Raw genomic sequence first — 18,168 nt, forward strand, 5'->3', positions numbered from 1 at the left:
CAGGCAAGGTCGCCCGCTGTTTTCAAATCGAGGAAGATAGCCAGCATTATCGATCGATGACGACCGTACCTGTCACTTCCAGCGTGGATTGAAGCAGCATCTGAGCGCCCGCAATGCAATGTTCCGGCTCGACATACTCCGCCTCATTGTGGCTCAAACCATCTCTGCAAGGCACGAAAATCATGGTGGCCGGGGCAATGCGCGCGATATAAAGCGCGTCATGAAAGGCGCCCGAAACCATGTGCTTGGCCGCTAGTCCGAGATGGCGGGCAGCGTGTTCTACGCTGTTGATCAAAAGCTCGGAGAACTGAGCTGGGCTCATATCGAATGTCTTGCGAATATCGACCGTGCAGCCGTTCGCCAAAGCTGAAGCCTGAAAGGCCCTCACAATGCGCGCCTCGATCGCGTCGAGGTTACCGGAACTAGGATGGCGCAGATCGACGCTGAGGCTGACAGAACCTGCAATGGCATTGACGGAGCCAGGATAGGCAGCGATCCTGCCCACAGTGAAGCGGGCGTTTTCATCCTCGGGCATGATGGTCGCATAGAGGCTGTGCAGGGCCGCGTTGGCGGCCACCATGGGATCGCGGCGGAACGACAATTGTGTTGTGCCAGCGTGCGCTGCCTGCCCCGAAATCGTAATCTCGAACCAACGCGTTCCCTGAACACCTGTGACGATCCCGATCGGGATATCTTCCTTTTCCAGGGACGGACCCTGTTCGATATGAAGTTCGAGGTAGCCGGCAATAGGAAATCCAAGCGGCCGCGTTTCCGCTGCAGGCAGGTTCGCCAGGGTCGCGGCCAGTGCGTCACGCCACAGCACCCCATCGGTCCCCTTGATGTCATCCCAATCTCCTGGAATGTGGCCCAATGAAAATGCCATCGAGCCCATGGCGCCCGGTGCAAAACGGCTGCCTTCTTCATTGGTCCAAGCAACGACTTCGATCGGCACGTGCGTTTCTATGCCAGCATCGTCCAGCGCCTCCAAAACTTCAAAGGCAGCAAGCGTTCCGAGTGCGCCGTCATAACGGCCGCCGGTCGGCTGGCTGTCGAGATGGCTGCCGATCAGAAAGGGCGGCAGCTGGTCATTCTTGCCGGCCCGGCGAACAAACAGATTAGCCAACGGGTCCTGAAAGACACGAAACCCCCGTGCCAGGGCAAGGTCCGCCAAAAGCGCACGAGCGGCTTGGTCTTGCGGACCAAGCGCCTGCCGGTTGACGCCGCCTGCGGGCGTGGCGCCGATTGCTGCGAAGTCATCAAGCCTCTTCAGCAGACGCGCACCGTTGATCTCCACCGAAGGTTTCATTTCTTCAGCCCGGCAATGAAGGCAGTAACCCGCGCTTTCTCAACCTTGTTCCACCAGACGCCGTCATATTTCAGCGAGCTTGCGACAATCACGCCATCGACAATATCGAGGATATCGCGGGCATTGTCCGGCGTGACACCACTGCCGACCAGCGTCGGCAGGCCAGCCGCTTCCTTGATCAGCCGGATATAATTGAGATCGGCCGCATGGCCGGTCCGCTGGCCAGTGGCAATCACCGCATCGGCATCGAAGAATACGAGATCCTTGACCTGTTCTTCCACCGGCCGGTCGGCGACGATCGCGTGTGCTCCATGCTTCACATGGGCATCGGCAAAGATCCTTATGCCGTTGGCGCGAAGCTTTGCACGGTAGCGCATGGCGCGGGCCGCTTCGCCTTCGATAAATCCTTCATTGGCGACATAGGCATTAGCCCACTGGTTGACACGCACGAAGCCGGCACCGCTGGCACCGGCGATGGCAAGCGCCGGAATGGCTGCGTTGGCCAGGACGTTGATGCCGATCGGGCGGCCGAGTTCGCGGCGGATACGATCTGATATTACCGACATATAGGCGGCGGTTTCGGGGCCGATATCATCCGGTTTGGAAAAGGGAATGTCGCCGTGGTTTTCGACGATGACACCATCGCAGCCACCTTCGAGGTAGGCGCGGGCATCCTCCAGGCCTTGGCTGTAGATGTCCTCGATGGCTTCACCATTGTAACGCGGGGCACCCGGTAGAGGTGCGAGGTGCACGACGCCGATGACAGCTTTGCTACGGCCGAAGAGGGACGTAATCGCATTGCCGGTGGCAGGACCGACTGGCTTTGAGGACTGTGTCATGGGTGTTCCGTTTCTAATGTTTTGATGAGAGCTGATAGTTCTTTGGCCGTTGGACAGGAGGAAAGCGTTCCAGCCCGTGTTACCGCCAGCGCGGATGATTCAACTGCGATGCGGATGGCACGCAGTGGATCAATTCCCTTTGCCAAGCATCCTGCAAAGATGCCGCACAGCACATCGCCGGCGCCGCTGGTATCGACCGCCGAAACCTTCGGAGCTTCGATATAGACCGCAGCCGCGTTGATGCCGGTCAGAAGAAGGCAGCCTCTGGAGCCCAGGGTGACGATCACCCGGCGCGCACCGGATTCGATGATTTTAGCGGCAGCACGAGCCGGTTCGCGAGAGCCGGAGATGGCTTGAGCTTCCCCTTCGTTGACAATGACGAAATCCACGTTTGTGAACTCGGGCTGCTCACCCGCCGCCAGCGGGCTGGCATTCAAGATTGTCGTGAGACCTTTGGCCCGTACAGCCTGCAGGCAGGCGCCGGTCACTGCACCCGCAAGATTGCCCTGCACGACCAGCACGTCGCCCGGCGCGATCGTATCGAGCAGTTTGGTCTGCGCGAGAGGATCAAATGCCAGAGCACAGGAGACACCGCTCAGGATGATATTTTCACCGACAGCATCGACGGCAACGGTCGAGCGGTCGGTCGGCAGATCGAATTCCGTCAGGCAGGCGATAGCAATCTCGCCTGCCAGCGTCTCGCGGATCCAGGCGCCATTGGCATCCGTGCCGATTGCGGCCCAGAGCGTGACAGGTGCGCCGGTGCGTGCTGCGGCTACAGCCTGATTGGCGCCCTTGCCGCCGAGGCCGTCGGCATGGCTCACCGCATTTAACGTCTCGCCCGCTTGCGGAAGGCGGTCGAGACGGAAAGTCGTGTCGATGCAGGTATTGCCGACGACATGGACGCGCATGGCTCAGGCTTTCGCCGTTGCCCAGGCAAGCATCTGTTCGAACAACGTCTTGTAACCCGGCCAGGCGATGAAGCTCGACGGCAGCCAATGCGGGCCGACGTCGGAGGTCCAGGCCACGGTGCGGCCCTTGCCGTAGGTGCCGGTTACCAGCAGCGGCTGCGAACCGTACTCCGTCGAGACTGTTGCCAGAACCTCGGCGCCGTCCTTGACCGTCACTTCATTATAACCGAGCAGGACCGGCCAGTCCGTGCCAAGCCCCTTGAGGATCGGATGGCTTTCCTTGCCGGTGACAACAGGCGCAAAGCCTTCCGGAACCTCGATACGGTCATCGACGGAAAGGCAGGAAACGGGAAGTACTTCTTCGACCGGCGTCCGGTGGTAGCGAGCGCCACCGTTGATGCCTTGGAAGCTGTAGTAGCCGCCGAACATCAGAAGGGCGCCACCGTTGCGCACATATTCGCGCAGCAGGCGAAGACGGTTCGGTGTGGTCTTCGAGTGGATCCAGGTGTCGGGATGCAACAGCAGCGTGTTGGCCCCGATATCCGACAGGATGATTGCATCATAGGCGGACAGCGCTTCCAGCGATTGCGGGAAATCACGCTGGGCCTCGTGGGCGGGCATGAACTGAACATCAAACGGGCTGTCCTTCAGCGCGGCGAGCAGCTCGTCGGCGCCCGTGTGATAGGTGACCGTCGGGAACTGGTCGAACCCCTTGATGTGGGTGGCGGTGGAAACCCAGGACTCGCCGGCGAGAAGGACTTTGGACTTGGACATGAAAACTCCTTGGACTTTATTGTCAGCGCTCAGAGAACACTGGAGAAAACGGATTTCGGATTGTCGATCAGCATTCGGTCGATGGCAGCCTGATCAACCCCGTGACGCTTCAGGCGCGGCAGGAAATGCTTCAGGATGAAGCCGTAGCCGAAGCCGCCGTAACGGGTGAGCATGATTTTCAAGAACACGTCCTGCGAGAGCAGAACGCGGTCGCCGTAACCCATATCGATCAGCGAACGGATCGCGCGGGCGTTCTGCTCGTCGGACGGCGACTGGGCGTCCTGATCGGCATAATAGAAGTCCATGCCGATCATATCGTATTCCAGAAAGGCCCCGCGCTCGGCCAGCGCCTTCTGATAGGGCAGATCGTCATGGCTGGGGTTCATGTGGCAGAGAACTGTATGGCGCAGGTCAGCCCCCTCCTCCTCGACGATATCAAGAACCTCATGCGCCAGCCGCTCCCAGCCGGGCAGATGGATGGAGAGCGGCACGCCGGTCAGTCTGGAAGCGCGGGCCGCTGCGCGCAAGGATTTGCGCTCTTCGGAGGTAAAATCCTTGCTGACGCCGATTTCGCCGATGACACCCGCCATAACCTCCGGCTGGCTTACACCGCCACCGACATCATTGACGATGAACTCGGTGACCTCGTCGACATCCATGGCTTTGAACCAGTCCGGATGGCTGAATTCGAGGTAGAAGCCGGTACCCATGACGATCTTGAGACCGGACATTTTCGCGATGCGGGCAAGCTTGGCAGGCTCGCGGCCAATACCGATATTGGTGGTATCGACGACCGTGTGGCCGCCCAATGCCTGAAACCGCTTCAACTCCGACAATGCCAGATCGCTGTCATCAAGCGAAACGTTGTCTCGGTTCATGTAGGGGTTCATCCGCAATTCGCCGATGATCTCCATGCTAACCTTCTGCTCGCCGACGGCTTGAGCCTCCGGATGGCAGGGGCAGCGCCAGGACTTGGCGCCATCGAGCAGGATGTGCTCGTGCATCAGGGTAATGCCCATCCCGGTAACCGGCACCGGCCCGAGAACCGTCATCACCGTTCCCGTTCTGACACCAATCTCCGCCCGCTCTCTGGGCGTTGTCTCAAACAGATGATCCATCTTACTTGCCCCGGACAGCGCCGCGGAAGAGACGGAAGTTGAGCCAGACCGCAATCAGGATGATCGTGCCCGTAACGATCGGCGTCAGGAACGGCGACATATGGGCAAGGATCAAACCATTGGCGATGACCGCAACGGTCAGAGCGCCAAGAACCGTACCGACAACAGTCCCCCGCCCGCCGAAGAGGCTGGTGCCGCCAAGCACCACGGCCGCGATGACTTCAAGCTCGAAACCCTGCCCTGCGTTGGACGATCCCGAACCGAGGCGGGCGGTGACGATGATCCCGGCCAGTGCCGCGGCTGTGCTGGAGAGGATATAGACGAACATCGTGGTAAATCGTGTGTCGATGCCTGCACGGCGCACCGCTTCGGCATTGGCACCAATGCCGGTGACATAGCGGCCAAATGGAGTTTCGTTGAAGACGATATAGGCGATCAGCAGGACCACAAGGGCGATCAGCGCCGGCACGGGAACGCCGAGGAACCAGGACCTGCCGATGACGGTGAAAAAGCTCGCCGGATCGACCGGGATAGAATAGCCGCCGGTAATCAGCAGCGCCAGACCACGGATGACCGAAAGCCCCGCCAGCGTGACGATGAAGGCCGGAATACGCTCATAAGCAATGAAGAAGCCGTGGATGGCGCCAATGATGACCCCAAGCAACAGCATCAGGAGAATGACCAGTGGCCATGCGAGCCCCGCCTGCAATGCCGTTGCCGACAGCGTGGCAACCAGCGCCAGCACCGAGCCGACCGACAAGTCGATGCCGCCGGTGGTGATGACGAAGGTCATGGCGGCAGCGACGATCAAGAGCGGCGCCGACTGGCGGATGATGTTCAGCAAGTTCGGCGCGGTCAGGAAGGCATCGGTGATGACCGAAAAGACAACGCAGACGACGAGAAAGAACAGGGCGATCGACACGACGCTGCCGTTGGCCAGCAGCTTGTCCCAAAGTGTTGCCTTGCGCAGGCGGGACGGTGAGACGTGAGAACCGGCATGCCCGGTTTGGGTTGAAGGCATGCTCATGCGGAAACTCCGGTTTCGTTGCCGTGCCGGGCGGAACGGGCTGAAAATTTGCGCCCGACGATCAGGTTGACGACTTCCTCGATGCTGGTCTCACTGATCAGCCGTTCGGCGACATTGCGGCCTTCGTACATGACCTGGATGCGATCGCAGACCAGGAACAGGTCCTGCAGGCGGTGGGTAATCAGAATGACGCTGACACCGCGGGCGCTAACCGTTCGGATCAACTCCAGCACGGCTTCGACTTCCGCCACGGCAAGCGCTGCCGTCGGCTCGTCCATGATGAGAACCTTGGGTTCGAACGAAGCCGCGCGGCCGATGGCGATTGATTGACGTTGGCCGCCCGACAGGTTTTCGACCTTCAACCGGGTATCGGCAATGACGATGCCGAGACGATCGAGCATCTCGCGGGTAAGCCCGTGCATCTTCTTGTTATCGAGAAACGGTACGCCGAGAATGCGGCGGCGCGGTTCGCGGCCAAGGAACAGATTGCCGGCCACATCCACCGTGTCGCAGAGAGACAGGTCCTGATAGACCATCTCGACATGAGCGGCGCGTGCATCGGCTGGCGATGAAAAGGAAACGGCCTTGCCGTCGATCTCGATGGTGCCGCTGTCTGGAATGACGGCGCCTGAGAGCACCTTGCTCAGCGTCGACTTGCCGGCGCCATTGTCTCCGACCAGTCCAAGGACCTCGCCGGGCTTCAGCGTCAGCGAGACATTGTCCAGCGTCTGAATAGGATTATAACGTTTCGAAATACCGGTCATCCGGACGCGGTAAGGTGTGCCGTCGGTCATGATGGGTTCTCCCCGATTGCCTGAACGGGCATGGCCAGCTTCCTCAAACCGGCCATGCGGGATGATGCGGGAAAAACCCTTACTTGAACATGTCCTTGAACTGGGCAACGTTCTCCTTGGTCACGATCGTCACCGGAACATTGATGATCGGCTCGATGGTTTCGCCTTTCTTCAGCTTGACCAGCGCTTCGACGGCAGCCTTGCCTTCGCCGGCAGGGTCCTGCTGAACGACGGCGGTAACCCAGCCTTCTTCGATGCCCTTGACGGCTTGCGCGGTCAGGTCCCAGCCGAAGATCTTGACGTCCTTCTGGCGGCCCTGGCTTTCGACAGCCGAAACGGCACCGATCAACTGCGGCTCGCCGGTTGCGTAGATCGTTGTCATGTCGGGGTTGGCGGTCATCAGGTTCTCGGCAGCACCCAGCGCAATGTCCTGCTGGTTCTGGCCGTCAACGGTGTCGAGGAAGGTAACAGCCTGACCGCTATCGGTCACAGCCTTCTTGAAGCCGTCAAGCCGCTGGTTCTGAATGAAGGAATTGAGCGCACCGATAATACCGGTCTTGGCCGTGCCGGACATCTCCGTCTTTACGTATTCGGAAAAGTACTTGCCAATGTCTTCGCCAGCTTTGGCATTGTCGACGCCGATAAAGGAAATGTTATCGCCTTCCGGGATTTGTGCATCGATGGCGATGACCGGAATGCTGGCAGTCTTGGCCGCTGTAATGGCAGGTTTCACGCCATTGACGTCGATGGCGACGAGAATGATGCCATCGACCTTCTGGGTGATGTAGTTTTCGATCGCGTCGTTCTGTGCGGCAGGCACGTTGTTGGCGTTGAAGATCACCAGCTTGGCACCGGCAGCATCCGCAGCTTTCTGCGCACCGTCATTGATCTGGTTGAAGAACAGGGCCTGCTGATTGATGGTGACGAGCGCAAATGTATCTGCGCTGGCGGAAGCGACACCGACAGCCAACGTCATGACGACGGCGGCAGTGCTGCGGATCAAAAGTTTGGATAGGCGCATTCGGGTTCCCCTTGTTTTCGGAAAGGCCCGTAGCCGGGCTCATCAAGCGCTTGAGCGCCAGGATATAATTCAAGAGACTTGAATTTTTGTCAAGTCTCTTGAATTTAACTTTTCGAGGGGAACTTACTCAGAATGTGGCTGGTGTATTGACCCAGAAGATGCTGGCGCGCTCACGGCCGGTATTGCGATAGTGGTGCGGCAGTTCGGAATTGAAGACGAAGGCATCGCCGGTCGCAAGCATGAAGCTCTTGCCGTCGACAATCAGTTCTATTTCACCGGCAAGCAGATACCCGACCTCTTCTCCGGCATGCTGGATGGGACCGGCGCTTTCACCCTTCTCCTCGATGTGATGGATATTGCACTGAAGCAGATGCCCGGCCGAATAGGGAATGATCCGCTCCAGCGAAATCCCCTCGCCGCGACGCAAAGGGTCAAGCGCGATCAGCGGCCGCGTACCGGCGCGGAAGATGATTCCTTCCTCTCCATCGGACTCCTCGAACATCCAGCCAATATTGGTATCCAGTGCGCCAACCAGACGGTGCAGCATCGGCAGAGACGGCGATGCCTTGCCGTTTTCAATCTTTGACAACAGGCTTTCCGAGCAATTGGCTGCGTCGGAAAGTGCCTTCAGCGTCATACCCCTGGTTTGCCGTGCAAGCCGTAGGCGGATGCCCAGACGGACTGGATTGGCGGTTTGAGCATCGTCATCGATGTGATTTGCCGCCGTCAAATCAAGCCCTTTTTTCATGCGATTTTTGTCTTCTATTGCTAGGAGCGGGAACACTCGGATATTTTCACGAGGGAACCATCTACCGGCTTGCCCGTCGTGACCAAGCTCACGAATACCACTTCCCTTTCATCGCAATCAAGTCACTTGAATATTCAATATGGATGAATCTTCGGCTCGGCTTCAAGGTGGTTCTTCTCTGGAGCAGAGCGCCGTACCGGCAAACATGTCGCGGCGCTCAAGGTGCAAATGCGAATTGAGCTACAGATAGTGGTCAGCGCCGGGGACTGAGCCGCTTGCACAATCGCTTCATGGGATCCGTCCATCCCTTCAAACATCGGCCTTGCCGGCCTGGAAGTCACGGCGATGCGACGGGCAGGAAGCCTTTGAATGGGTGAGGATGCCGCCTGTCGCCTACGCGTTGTCTTCTCGTATCCGCACAAGCCGGAAAAACCGTGCTGGCAGAATGATGGCACTCATGGAAAGACCAGCGGCAAATCCAATCCACACGCCCAGGGGGCCTACGGACGTGTGAAAGGCCAGGAAATAACCCAGGGGCAGGGCCAGCAGCCAATAGGAAACGATGGACACAGCAGACGGCCACTTGGTGTCGTTCAGCCCACGCAGAGCCCCCAGCCCGGTGGACTGCAATCCATCCACCACCTGCATTAGCGCGACCACGATAAACATGCTGGACGCCAGTGCGACAACAGGCGGGTCCTTGCTCAGCAATTCGGCAATGGAGCGGCCCGCAAAGATCAGCGCAACCGTGGTGGCCAGCATCCACAGCGCCACAAAGCCAAAGGTTGCCATGCCGATAGGCCGGAGCCGTTCCGGCTGCCCCGAGCCATCGGCCTGTGCGATGCGGATAGCAACGGCAGTCGCCATTCCGAGCGGCAGCATGTAAAGGGTCGCGCCAATCGAGTTGACGATCTGGTTGGCGGCGAGCGCGCCTGCGCCAAACCAGCCGAGCATGAAGGTTGCCATTGCGACGGCCCCGGCCTCGGCGAGATAACTGATCCCCAGCGGCAACCCCTGTAAGAATTGCTGCCAGACACCTTTGCCCGTGACCACCGCCCGCAAGCGGAAACGGCGCATCGCCAATGCCCGGCGCCAATAGAGATAGGCAGCGGCAAGGGCGATCGTCTCAGCCAGAACACTGGCGATACCCGAGCCGAGAATGCCAAGAGCCGGTATGGGGCCGAGACCGTAAATCAGCAGATAGTTCAGCGGCACATTGATCGCGACGCCGAAGAATGCAAACCCGACCGCCAGCCAAGGCCGGTCCGTGGCGTCAAGCAGGGACTTCAGCACCAGAAAGACCGAAAAGGGCAGCATGAACAGCGCCATCGGCACCCAATAAAGCCACGCCTGCGTCTCCGGCAGGCCCATTACCCGCACAATCGGCATCAGCGCCAACATGATCGTGGCCGCCAGAGCGCCGCATATCAGCGCCGTCATCATGCCATGACGGACAGCCGAGCTGACCATCCGGGCATCTTTCGCCCCAAAGCCGCTGGCCATCGATATGCCGACAACCGAAATCACCCCGTAAAGCATCGCCGTCAGCAGCATATGAACCGCCATGACGAGCGAGACGATGGCCAGAACCTCGGTTCCAAGCGGCGACAGCATGATCGTGTCAGTGATGCCAATCAGCGAGCTTGCCGATAGTCCGAGGACCAGCGGGACAGACAGCTTTATCAGCGAAGGCAACTCGGAGATGATACGGCCAAAATGCAGTTTCTTGTCAGACGGGGCCATGAGCCTCTTCTATCCTCGGTTAGTAGTGCTTCCGCGATCCTCTTCGGCGAACGATATCCGAGCGAATCTGCAACGCATCGCGCGCGGCCACTTCACTATCAGATTTCAGCTGTTTTCACTGCCTCATAAAGAACCCAACCGGCCGCATGTTCCCGTGAGCAACGACCAGCGTAAGCGCCAGCGTTTCTCACCGTTCGCGTCTGCGAATGTCCATGGCAACTACGTCCTCACAGGACATATCCGATCAGGCAAAAGCTGAGACAAGACCGATTTTCGCGCGCTTTTGCGCCTTGGCGAGCAGCAATATACTCCGGCACCAATGTAAGAAACGGAAACACTTTGTGACTAAGTGCTTCCGAAATCAGCTGTTTTTGACTTGCCGCGCGCATGCGCATGAAGGATATTGCTCCCACGTCAAGGAAGCGATCATGATTAGAATGATACAAGACCCGGCTGAACTTTCCGGCGAAGACATTACTGGAAAATATATTCTGCGCAGGCTGAACTACCACTGGTTCGCCTACGGCAAGGCCGCTATCGTGACCGCCTGCAAAGGGACAATCCTGCATCTAGAGCGCGAAGAGACGGTTTATTCCGAGCGCTGGGCGCGCCGCGCCTATAGCGGTAACGGAAAGAGATATCCCGGCGGGGTCTGCCCGATTTCAGCGGTTGCTTGCGTTTGCGACACAGCGGATGAGGTGAATGCCGTAATCCAGCTGGATGTGGAAGCACAGGATGAATTCTACCAGCTGATCGCCAAGGCCGATGCCAGGGTTCACGCATTGGCCTCGTCATCGCAGAACAAATTGTATCTGGCCGCGGCCGAGTAAGGCCGTTGACACAGAGTATCCCGCGACCGTTTTTTGAACCGGTGCGGCATTCGGCCGGACACTCTTCTTTTCGAAGCCCTTTCCCACATCGGGCGAACATCCTGACGGCTCAATCGAGTTTCAGACCGGTCTCTCGTACCCCGCGGGCTACGTCGTCCTTCCTGCCCCTTAGACGGCTTCCTGATCCGGGTCAGTGTTTTTGCCACTCCCTTGCAATGACCGGCATGCCATCGGGCCGGATCTGCTTCTTCAGCGCAGCGATGCGGAAGATCGCGTTGGCAGCACCATAGCCGCGATAGCCGCGCCGTTCGACGATCTCGAAGAAAAAGCCCTCGCCGTAGGTGCCACTGTAGAGCTGGAAGAACTCGCCGTGCTCGTCGCGATCGTAGAGAATGTTTTCCGCCTTTAGCCGCTCGCTCAACTCGGGTTCGAGGCCGAAGCGGGCTTCGACATCGTCGTAATAGTTGGGCGAAATGTGCAGCGGCCGGAAACCATTCCGTTTCAGCGCTGCAGCCGTTGCAAAGATATCATCCGTGTTGAAAGCCAGATGCTGGATGCCCGAACCGAACGTTTCGGCGATGAAGTGGCCGGCAAGCGTGCGCCGGTTTTCCGCCCCATTGAGCGTGATGCGCAAGCTACCTGCCGCATTCTCGATGACCTGGCTGCGCACGACGCCTGCCGGATCGATGATATCCACCATCGGTGTCTTTTGCGTCTCGAAAATCGAGGTGTAGAACAACAGCCAGGTCAGCATTTCTTCATAGGCGACAGTCTGGGCGATATGATCGATGGCACGCAGATGCGCCGGCTGGCTGTCATCCTCATTCGCGACAGCTACGAAATCGATGTCCCAAATGCGGCCAAGATCAGTCTTTTCATCGAGCAGATAGATCAACCCGCCGCCGACCCCACGAATGGCCGGGACTTCCAATTCTCCAGCGCCAACCGGCTGGCTGAAGGATTCAGCCCCAAGCGCCACCGCCCGGGCCATAGCCTCTTGCGCATCATCCACAATGAGTGCCACTGCATAGGCCGATGGCCCGTGTACCGCATAGGACGCATTGGCAAAGCCTGCACGCTCGGTATTGACCAGCAACCGGATATCGCCCTGGCTATAGACCGTCACCTGCTTGGTCCTGTGCCGCGCAGTGTTGCGGAAGCCAAGCGTGCGAAGAAGCGCGATAAGGTCCGTCGCAGCGGTTTCATCGACAGAGAATTCCACGAAGCCGATGGCCTTCACCGGCGCACGCCCCGGCATGTCGGCAACAGTAAGCCCCGAAGCATTTGGATTGCGCCGGACGCGGTCACCAAGCGTAATCAGCGAGCGGTAACCATCGGCCGCAATCGCCTTTGCAGACCCACCACGGAACTGGTCATTGAAGATTTCCAGCGAGAAGTAACCATCATAGCCCGTCTCAGCGATCGCGCTGGTAAAGGCCGTGACCGCCAGATCGCCTTCGCCCGGCATGTTGCGAAAGTGGCGGCTCCAGTAGAGCAGGTCCATGTCAATCAGCGGCGCGTCTGCCAGCTGGACGATGAAGATTTTCTCCTTGGGGATGGAGCGGATCGAATTGATATCGATCTTGCGCGACAAGGTATGGAAGCTGTCGAGGATCAGGCCGATGTTCGGGTGGTCGGCGCGCCGGACGATTTCCCAGGCATCCCGATGGTCGAAGATATGTTTTCCCCAGGCAAGTGCTTCGTAACCAACCTTCAAACCGCGCTTGGCAGCCCGCTCGCCGAGTTCATGAAAGTCCGCCGCGGCCCGGTCGATGCCGCCGAGCGACACCGGCGACACGTTAGAGCAGACCAGTACAAGGTCGGTACCGAGCTGCTGCATGATATCAAACTTGCGCTCGGCACGATCGAAGGTGCGCGTACGATGCGGTTCCGGCATGCCCTCGAAATCGCGGAAGGGCTGAAAAAGCGTGATCTCCAACCCATGATCACGTACCATCCGCCCGACATCCGCCGGGCTGCCATCAAAGGCCAAGAAATCATTCTCGAAGATTTCAACACCGTCAAAGCCTGCCTTTGCAATCGCAGCCAGCTTCTCCGGCAACTCGCCGCTGATCGATACAGTCGCGATGGAGGTCTTCATTGCAGATCCTTGCTCGGCCGGCTGCCGGATGTCAGATTGTCGAAATGCCGCATCATCCGGTAGGCATCCGGCTCGCGGCCCGTGAAGAGGCTGAACGCGCCGACGGCCTGGAAGACGGCCATGCCGCCGCCGTTCAGCACCCGGGATCCCCGAAGCTTTGCCGTCTTCAGCAGCTCGGTTTCCAAAGGAAAATAGACGATCTCGGCCACCCAATGGCGAGCTGAAAGCAATTCCGGCGCAAGCGGCATACCCGGATATTTCGCCATGCCGGTCGGGGTCGCATGGATCAGACCGGATGCCGATTGCATCGCCACCGCGAGGTCACCGGATGCCTCAATCGTAGCTTTGGGAAACAGCACCGACAGGGACTGCGCCAGATGAGTTGCCCTTTCCGGATCCAGATCAAACACGGTCAGGTTCTTCAAGCCTAGCGACAGAATAGCATAGGCGGTGGCAACGCCAGCGCCGCCTGCTCCGATCTGAACTGCCGACTTGAGATCGGCATCGGGCAAGCCGCGCCGAAAACTTTCGGCGAAACCCCACCAGTCGGTGTTGTGGCCGTATCGCCGGCCTCCCTTCAGGACGACGGTGTTCACGGCGCCCAACGCGCGTGCTTCGTCTGAGAGTTCATCGAGATGAGGAATGACCAGCTGCTTGCAGGGATGGGTGATATTGAGACCGCTCAAACCTTGCTGTTCGGCCTGACTTAAAAGTGCGGGCAGACTGTCCGGTGTCAGGCCGCGCTGGGTGAGATCGATCAGTGCGTAATCGTAGGCAAACCCCTGCGCCGCGCCTTCCTGCATATGCATCGCCGGTGTCAGCGAAGCCTGGATGCCCGAACCGATCAAGCCGGCCTTTAAGGGTTTCAGACGTGTTTCGACCATTGCAGCAGGTTCCGTAATTGTCAGAAAAGATGGGCCGGCCCACCTCAAGGCGGGCCGGCGAAGGCATTACTGGCCGCGGGCAGCCGCAAGCTCCTTGAAGAGCAGCGACACAGTGTCGGGGCCGATTTCGCCGCTGAACTTGTCAACCAGCGGCTTGACGGCATCGCGCAGCTTCTGCGTCTCTTCCGGGCTGAGTTCGGAAACTTCCATGCCGGTGGCCTTGATTTCGGCCATGGCTTTGGCGTCCACTTCGCGCGAGACCGTGCGCTGATAGTCGCGGGCTTCGATCGCCGCCGACTGGATGACAGCCTTTTCCTCGTCGTTCAGCTTGTCCCAGAAGACCTTGCTGATCAGCACGATCTGCGGATTATACTGGTGACGCGTCACCGTCATGTACTTCTGCACTTCGAAAAACTTGGCGTTGAGAATGTTGGCCGCCGGGTTTTCCTGGCCGTCCACAGTGCCGGTTTCCAGCGCCGTGTAGAGTTCAGTGTAAGGCAGCGGCACGGCATTGGCGCCGAGGCCATTGAACAGCTCGATCGGGATTGGCGATTGCAATGTGCGGATCTTCAGGCCCTTGATGTCTTCCAGCTTGGTGACCGGATGACGGTTGTTGGTGAGATTGCGGAACCCCAATTCCCAATAGGCAAGGCCAACGAGGCCGGTGTCGGGCAGCTTGTCTGACAGGCTCTTGCCGAATGGCCCGTCCATGATCTTGTCGGCCTCTTCGCCGCTGTTGAACAGGAATGGCAGGTCGACAGCGCCAAATGCCTTGACGTTGCTGGCGAGAATACCGGCGTTGAGCACCAGCATCTCGACGACGCCGCCCTGAAGCGACGAGACCGTCTGCACGTCGCCACCGAGCACACCGCCCGGGAACAGTTTGACGTCGATCTTGCCGCCGCTCTTTTCCTTGACGATCTCGGCAAATTTTTCCATGCCGGTAACCTGCGGATGGCCTTTGTTGTTGGCGCTCGCAAATTTCAGCGTGGTTTCGCGGATTTCAGCCGATGCAGTCCCCGCCAGCAGCATGGCGGGCAGAGCGAGCCCCAATGCCAGTTTCATCATCTTGTTCAACATGCTTTCCTCCCAGATTTTGGCCGGTGGTTCCCGGCCGGTTGAATGGTTTTCAAAGCGCTCCTCCGCCTCAATGCCCGAACCATGCGACCGGCGCGGTCACCAGCTGCGGGAACAGAACGAGGAGGAAAAGTACGATCAGCTCGGCGATCAGGAAGGGCATGACACCCTTCATCAAATCCTCCATCGACAGCTTGGACACGCCGCAGATGACATTGAGCACCGTGCCGACAGGCGGCGTGATCAAGCCGATGGAATTGTTGATGATGAACAGGACACCGAAATAGACCGGGTCGATGCCCGCCTGCTTGATCACTGGCATCAGCACGGGCGTCATGATTAGGATCGTCGGGGTCATGTCCATGGCAGTGCCGACCAGCACGATCAGCACCATGATGGCGATCAGAAGCAGCGTCTGGTTGTCCATCAGCGGCTCCAGCAGCGCGACCAGATCGCCGGGCACATCCGCAACCGTGATCAGCCAGGCGGAGACGGCAGCACAGGCAACCAGGAACATAACGATGGAGGTGATCTTTGCTGCCGCCACGAAGACGTGAAACACACGCGACGGTGGCAGTTCGCGGTAGACGACCATGGCGACGAACAGCGAATAGACGGCGGCAACAACGCCAGCTTCCGTCGGTGTAAAGACGCCGAATTTCAGGCCGAAGACGATAATCACCGGCAGCATCAGCGCCCAGATGGCATCGACGAAGGCTTTCATGCGGACTGCGCCACTCTGCCGGGGCGGCAGCGCGAACTGCTCCTTGCGCGCCACCAGCAGCCAGGTGACGCAGAGCGCCAGCGCAATCAGCAACCCCGGAACGATCCCGGCCAGGAAGAGCTTGGTGATCGATACGCCGCCGATAACCCCGTAGAGAATGAAACCGATCGAGGGCGGGATGATCGGACCGATGACTGAAGCGGACGCCAGGAGACCGCCAGTGCGGGCCGGATCATGGCCGGATTTCAACATCATCGGGTAGAGCAGTGCGCCGAGGGCTGCAGCATCCGCCACCGCGGAACCTGAAAGGCTGGACAGGATGCAGGCAGCAAAAATTGCCACGAAACCCAGCCCGCCGCGCACATGGCCGACCAACGCCATGGCAAGGTTGACGATGCGGCGCGACAGGCCGCCAGTATTCATCACCTCGCCCGCCAGGAGAAAAAAGGGCACGGCCATCAACGGAAAGCTGTCTGCACCATTCATGACGTTCTGCGCGACGATCTGGGCATCGAAAATGCCCATGTACATCATCAGCGCCACGCCGCTGATGATCAAGGCGAATGCGATCGGCACACCGAGCGCCATGGGGCCGAGAAGAGCGCCGAGGAAAATTGTCAGGGTCATGGCGCTCTCCTCAGATCTTCGCGCCGGTGACGGCTTGTGGTGCTGGGTGATCCTCAAGAGGCATCTGCTCTTCGCTGTCACGGACGAGTTCGGCGGTGGTCACATCGATGCGGCCGGTCGCGACACAAAACATGTCCCAGAGGATGATCAGGAAGGTGGGGATTCCGAAGGCGAGGCCCGCGCCGTAAAAAAACCCCATGGACAGGCCGGTTGCCGGCATCGTCGCCGGCAGGTTGATCAGCATTTGGGTCCAGCTGCCGCTGATCATCAGCGCGGTTGCCAAAAGCATCAGCCCTTGCCCTGCCAGAACGGCCAGCTTTGCGCCGGTGAGCGGCAGGCGTTTGATCAGCGAATCGACGCCGAGATGGCCGTGTTCGCGCATGGCGACGACGGCGCCGAGGAATGTCAGCCAGATGAAGAAGACCCGGGAAAGCTCTTCGGACGAGGTGATACCCTGGTTGAAGGCATAGCGCAGCACGACATTACCGAACACCAGAATGACCATGGCGGCGAGCAGAAGGGCGATGATCACCTTCAGCACAAAAAAGTAGAATTCGATAATGCGTGTCATGCCTGTCCTCCCGAGATGGATTCCGCCGATGGCGATGTTTGGCGTGCGCTGCATCAGCAACGGCTGCACATTATCGTAACGGGATATCCGTGCCGGTGCCTCCTCCTCAGGGACATTCGGCGTAATTACAAAATGTACGAACTGGTACGTATGTCAATAGGCATCTATTGAAAGCGGCCTGCAAGCTGACTATGAGTTGATGGGCATACCGGGTAGCCGGATGCAGATTCCCGTGTTGGAGACACGCGGACTGGGCGAACGAGGCGCCGGGAGGGAGCGGCGAAGCATGGCAAGCAAGGCTGAAAACGGCAGGAAAAACGATCCGCAACGCACCCAGGAAAATATCCTCGAGGTGGCGACGGAGGAATTTTCCACACATGGTCTCGCCGGCGGCCGCGTCGACGCCATCGCCGAGCGGACCCGCACGTCCAAGCGCATGATTTATTATTATTTTGGCAGCAAGGAGGGACTCTACCTTGCCGTTCTGGAGCGTTCCTACCGCAAGATCCGCACGCTGGAAGCGGACCTCCAGCTCTCCAATCTGGAGCCGGAGGAAGCCCTGCGGGTGCTGATCTCGACCACCTTCGACCATGATGAAGCGCATCCGGATTTCGTCCGGCTGGTCAGCATCGAAAACATCCACCACGCCGCCCATATGCGGCGCTCGGAGGCAATCCGCGACCTGAATGTCTCTGTCATCGAGACGATCGCCGGCGTTCTGGAGCGCGGCGTCAACCAGCGCGTTTTCACCCGCCAGGCCGATCCGATCGACATCCACATGATGATCAGCGCGTTCTGCTTTTTCCGCGTTTCCAACCGCTATACGTTCGGCTCGATCTTCCGGCGCGACCTCTCCGAACCCGGCACGATCGACCGTCACCGGGCGATGATCGCCGATGCCGTCATCGGTTACCTGAAAGGTTGAACCCAGCCTTGCTGATATCTGCGTGTCTCATGGCTGCCGCTTGCCGGGCTTTGGCTTGTGGCGTTATCATTGCCGCTTGTGTTTTGTGGCCATTAACGCACAAAAGCCCGTGTCATTTCTGATCACGGGCTTTTGTTTTTTGTTTGGT

At 59.1% G+C, this 18,168-nt stretch carries 17 protein-coding genes; 2 read left to right on the forward strand and 15 right to left on the reverse strand.

Translation table 11 applies throughout. From position 1 onward, the window contains the following. Positions 1-46: 46 nt before the first annotated feature. The 10 genes from ASC96_RS11345 to ASC96_RS11390 form a co-directional block, all read right to left on the reverse strand. Positions 47-1,306, reverse strand: a complete 1,260-nt coding sequence (locus ASC96_RS11345) for a Zn-dependent hydrolase (protein WP_060503140.1) — start codon at positions 1,304-1,306, stop codon at positions 47-49. After that, positions 1,303-2,145 carry a BtpA/SgcQ family protein gene (locus ASC96_RS11350; protein ID WP_060503141.1) on the reverse strand — a complete coding sequence of 281 codons (843 nt, stop codon included), beginning with the start codon at positions 2,143-2,145 and terminating at the stop codon, positions 1,303-1,305. Before ASC96_RS11350 ends, ASC96_RS11345 begins: the two co-directional genes overlap by 4 nt. Continuing rightward, the gene (locus ASC96_RS11355) at positions 2,142-3,056 is read right to left on the reverse strand and encodes a ribokinase (RefSeq protein ID WP_060503142.1); all 915 of its coding nucleotides are present in this window, start codon (positions 3,054-3,056) and stop codon (positions 2,142-2,144) included. Before ASC96_RS11355 ends, ASC96_RS11350 begins: the two co-directional genes overlap by 4 nt. Positions 3,057-3,059: 3 nt before the next feature. Then, on the reverse strand, positions 3,060-3,830 hold the full coding sequence (locus ASC96_RS11360) for a glutamine amidotransferase (protein ID WP_060503143.1): 771 nt from the start codon (positions 3,828-3,830) through the stop codon (positions 3,060-3,062). A gap of 29 nt (positions 3,831-3,859) precedes the next feature. Further along, complete coding sequence (locus tag ASC96_RS11365; protein WP_060503144.1) at positions 3,860-4,948, reverse strand: phosphotriesterase; 1,089 nt, start codon at positions 4,946-4,948, stop codon at positions 3,860-3,862. A gap of 1 nt (position 4,949) precedes the next feature. Beyond that, positions 4,950-5,975, reverse strand: coding sequence for an ABC transporter permease (locus ASC96_RS11370; RefSeq protein ID WP_060503145.1), 1,026 nt, complete (start codon positions 5,973-5,975; stop codon positions 4,950-4,952). After that, positions 5,972-6,769, reverse strand: coding sequence for an ATP-binding cassette domain-containing protein (locus ASC96_RS11375; RefSeq protein WP_060503146.1), 798 nt, complete (start codon positions 6,767-6,769; stop codon positions 5,972-5,974). The genes ASC96_RS11370 and ASC96_RS11375 overlap by 4 nt, the downstream gene beginning before the upstream one ends. A 79-nt stretch (positions 6,770-6,848) precedes the next feature. Beyond that, a complete protein-coding gene (locus tag ASC96_RS11380) occupies positions 6,849-7,790 on the reverse strand; it encodes a substrate-binding domain-containing protein (RefSeq protein WP_060503147.1) in 942 nt (313 codons plus the stop codon). A gap of 127 nt (positions 7,791-7,917) precedes the next feature. Continuing rightward, positions 7,918-8,538, reverse strand: coding sequence for a cupin domain-containing protein (locus ASC96_RS11385; protein ID WP_060503148.1), 621 nt, complete (start codon positions 8,536-8,538; stop codon positions 7,918-7,920). A 393-nt stretch (positions 8,539-8,931) separates the two neighbouring features. After that, complete coding sequence (locus ASC96_RS11390) at positions 8,932-10,281, reverse strand: MATE family efflux transporter (RefSeq protein WP_060503149.1); 1,350 nt, start codon at positions 10,279-10,281, stop codon at positions 8,932-8,934. Between the two features lie 428 nt (positions 10,282-10,709). Between ASC96_RS11390 and ASC96_RS11395 the strand changes: the two genes are divergently transcribed. Beyond that, a complete protein-coding gene (locus ASC96_RS11395; protein WP_060503150.1) occupies positions 10,710-11,111 on the forward strand; it encodes a hypothetical protein in 402 nt (133 codons plus the stop codon). Between the two features lie 190 nt (positions 11,112-11,301). On the opposite strand, the gene ASC96_RS11400 is transcribed toward ASC96_RS11395, so the two are convergent. The 5 genes from ASC96_RS11400 to ASC96_RS11420 all read right to left on the reverse strand — a co-directional run bounded on the left by ASC96_RS11400 (position 11,302) and on the right by ASC96_RS11420 (position 17,095). Beyond that, positions 11,302-13,212: a sugar phosphate isomerase/epimerase and 4-hydroxyphenylpyruvate domain-containing protein gene (locus tag ASC96_RS11400; RefSeq protein ID WP_060503151.1), complete on the reverse strand. Its 1,911-nt coding sequence runs from the start codon at positions 13,210-13,212 to the stop codon at positions 11,302-11,304. Then, positions 13,209-14,096 carry a shikimate dehydrogenase gene (locus ASC96_RS11405; RefSeq protein WP_060503152.1) on the reverse strand — a complete coding sequence of 296 codons (888 nt, stop codon included), beginning with the start codon at positions 14,094-14,096 and terminating at the stop codon, positions 13,209-13,211. Before ASC96_RS11405 ends, ASC96_RS11400 begins: the two co-directional genes overlap by 4 nt. A 66-nt stretch (positions 14,097-14,162) precedes the next feature. After that, positions 14,163-15,176, reverse strand: coding sequence for a TRAP transporter substrate-binding protein (locus tag ASC96_RS11410; protein ID WP_060503153.1), 1,014 nt, complete (start codon positions 15,174-15,176; stop codon positions 14,163-14,165). 67 nt (positions 15,177-15,243) lie between these two features. After that, positions 15,244-16,524, reverse strand: coding sequence for a TRAP transporter large permease subunit (locus tag ASC96_RS11415; protein ID WP_060503154.1), 1,281 nt, complete (start codon positions 16,522-16,524; stop codon positions 15,244-15,246). A gap of 10 nt (positions 16,525-16,534) precedes the next feature. After that, complete coding sequence (locus ASC96_RS11420; RefSeq protein WP_060503177.1) at positions 16,535-17,095, reverse strand: TRAP transporter small permease; 561 nt, start codon at positions 17,093-17,095, stop codon at positions 16,535-16,537. Between the two features lie 286 nt (positions 17,096-17,381). Between ASC96_RS11420 and ASC96_RS11425 the strand changes: the two genes are divergently transcribed. Next, the gene (locus ASC96_RS11425; protein WP_060503155.1) at positions 17,382-18,020 is read left to right on the forward strand and encodes a TetR/AcrR family transcriptional regulator; all 639 of its coding nucleotides are present in this window, start codon (positions 17,382-17,384) and stop codon (positions 18,018-18,020) included. The last annotated feature ends 148 nt before the right edge of the window (positions 18,021-18,168 follow it).

This window comes from Rhizobium sp. Root1204 (genome assembly GCF_001424965.1).
In the GTDB taxonomy this organism is placed as follows: domain Bacteria; phylum Pseudomonadota; class Alphaproteobacteria; order Rhizobiales; family Rhizobiaceae; genus Pararhizobium.

Coding starts and splice junctions, on each gene's coding strand:
- ASC96_RS11365 (WP_060503144.1), bottom strand. CDS start 4,948: ATGGATCATCTGTTTGAGACAACGCCCAGAGAGCGGGCGGAGATTGGT.
- ASC96_RS11420 (WP_060503177.1), bottom strand. CDS start 17,095: ATGACACGCATTATCGAATTCTACTTTTTTGTGCTGAAGGTGATCATC.
- ASC96_RS11415 (WP_060503154.1), bottom strand. CDS start 16,524: ATGACCCTGACAATTTTCCTCGGCGCTCTTCTCGGCCCCATGGCGCTC.
- ASC96_RS11345 (WP_060503140.1), bottom strand. CDS start 1,306: ATGAAACCTTCGGTGGAGATCAACGGTGCGCGTCTGCTGAAGAGGCTT.
- ASC96_RS11375 (WP_060503146.1), bottom strand. CDS start 6,769: ATGACCGACGGCACACCTTACCGCGTCCGGATGACCGGTATTTCGAAA.
- ASC96_RS11355 (WP_060503142.1), bottom strand. CDS start 3,056: ATGCGCGTCCATGTCGTCGGCAATACCTGCATCGACACGACTTTCCGT.
- ASC96_RS11395 (WP_060503150.1), top strand. CDS start 10,710: ATGATTAGAATGATACAAGACCCGGCTGAACTTTCCGGCGAAGACATT.
- ASC96_RS11410 (WP_060503153.1), bottom strand. CDS start 15,176: ATGTTGAACAAGATGATGAAACTGGCATTGGGGCTCGCTCTGCCCGCC.
- ASC96_RS11350 (WP_060503141.1), bottom strand. CDS start 2,145: ATGACACAGTCCTCAAAGCCAGTCGGTCCTGCCACCGGCAATGCGATT.
- ASC96_RS11425 (WP_060503155.1), top strand. CDS start 17,382: ATGGCAAGCAAGGCTGAAAACGGCAGGAAAAACGATCCGCAACGCACC.
- ASC96_RS11405 (WP_060503152.1), bottom strand. CDS start 14,096: ATGGTCGAAACACGTCTGAAACCCTTAAAGGCCGGCTTGATCGGTTCG.
- ASC96_RS11370 (WP_060503145.1), bottom strand. CDS start 5,975: ATGAGCATGCCTTCAACCCAAACCGGGCATGCCGGTTCTCACGTCTCA.
- ASC96_RS11380 (WP_060503147.1), bottom strand. CDS start 7,790: ATGCGCCTATCCAAACTTTTGATCCGCAGCACTGCCGCCGTCGTCATG.
- ASC96_RS11400 (WP_060503151.1), bottom strand. CDS start 13,212: ATGAAGACCTCCATCGCGACTGTATCGATCAGCGGCGAGTTGCCGGAG.
- ASC96_RS11390 (WP_060503149.1), bottom strand. CDS start 10,281: ATGGCCCCGTCTGACAAGAAACTGCATTTTGGCCGTATCATCTCCGAG.
- ASC96_RS11360 (WP_060503143.1), bottom strand. CDS start 3,830: ATGTCCAAGTCCAAAGTCCTTCTCGCCGGCGAGTCCTGGGTTTCCACC.
- ASC96_RS11385 (WP_060503148.1), bottom strand. CDS start 8,538: ATGAAAAAAGGGCTTGATTTGACGGCGGCAAATCACATCGATGACGAT.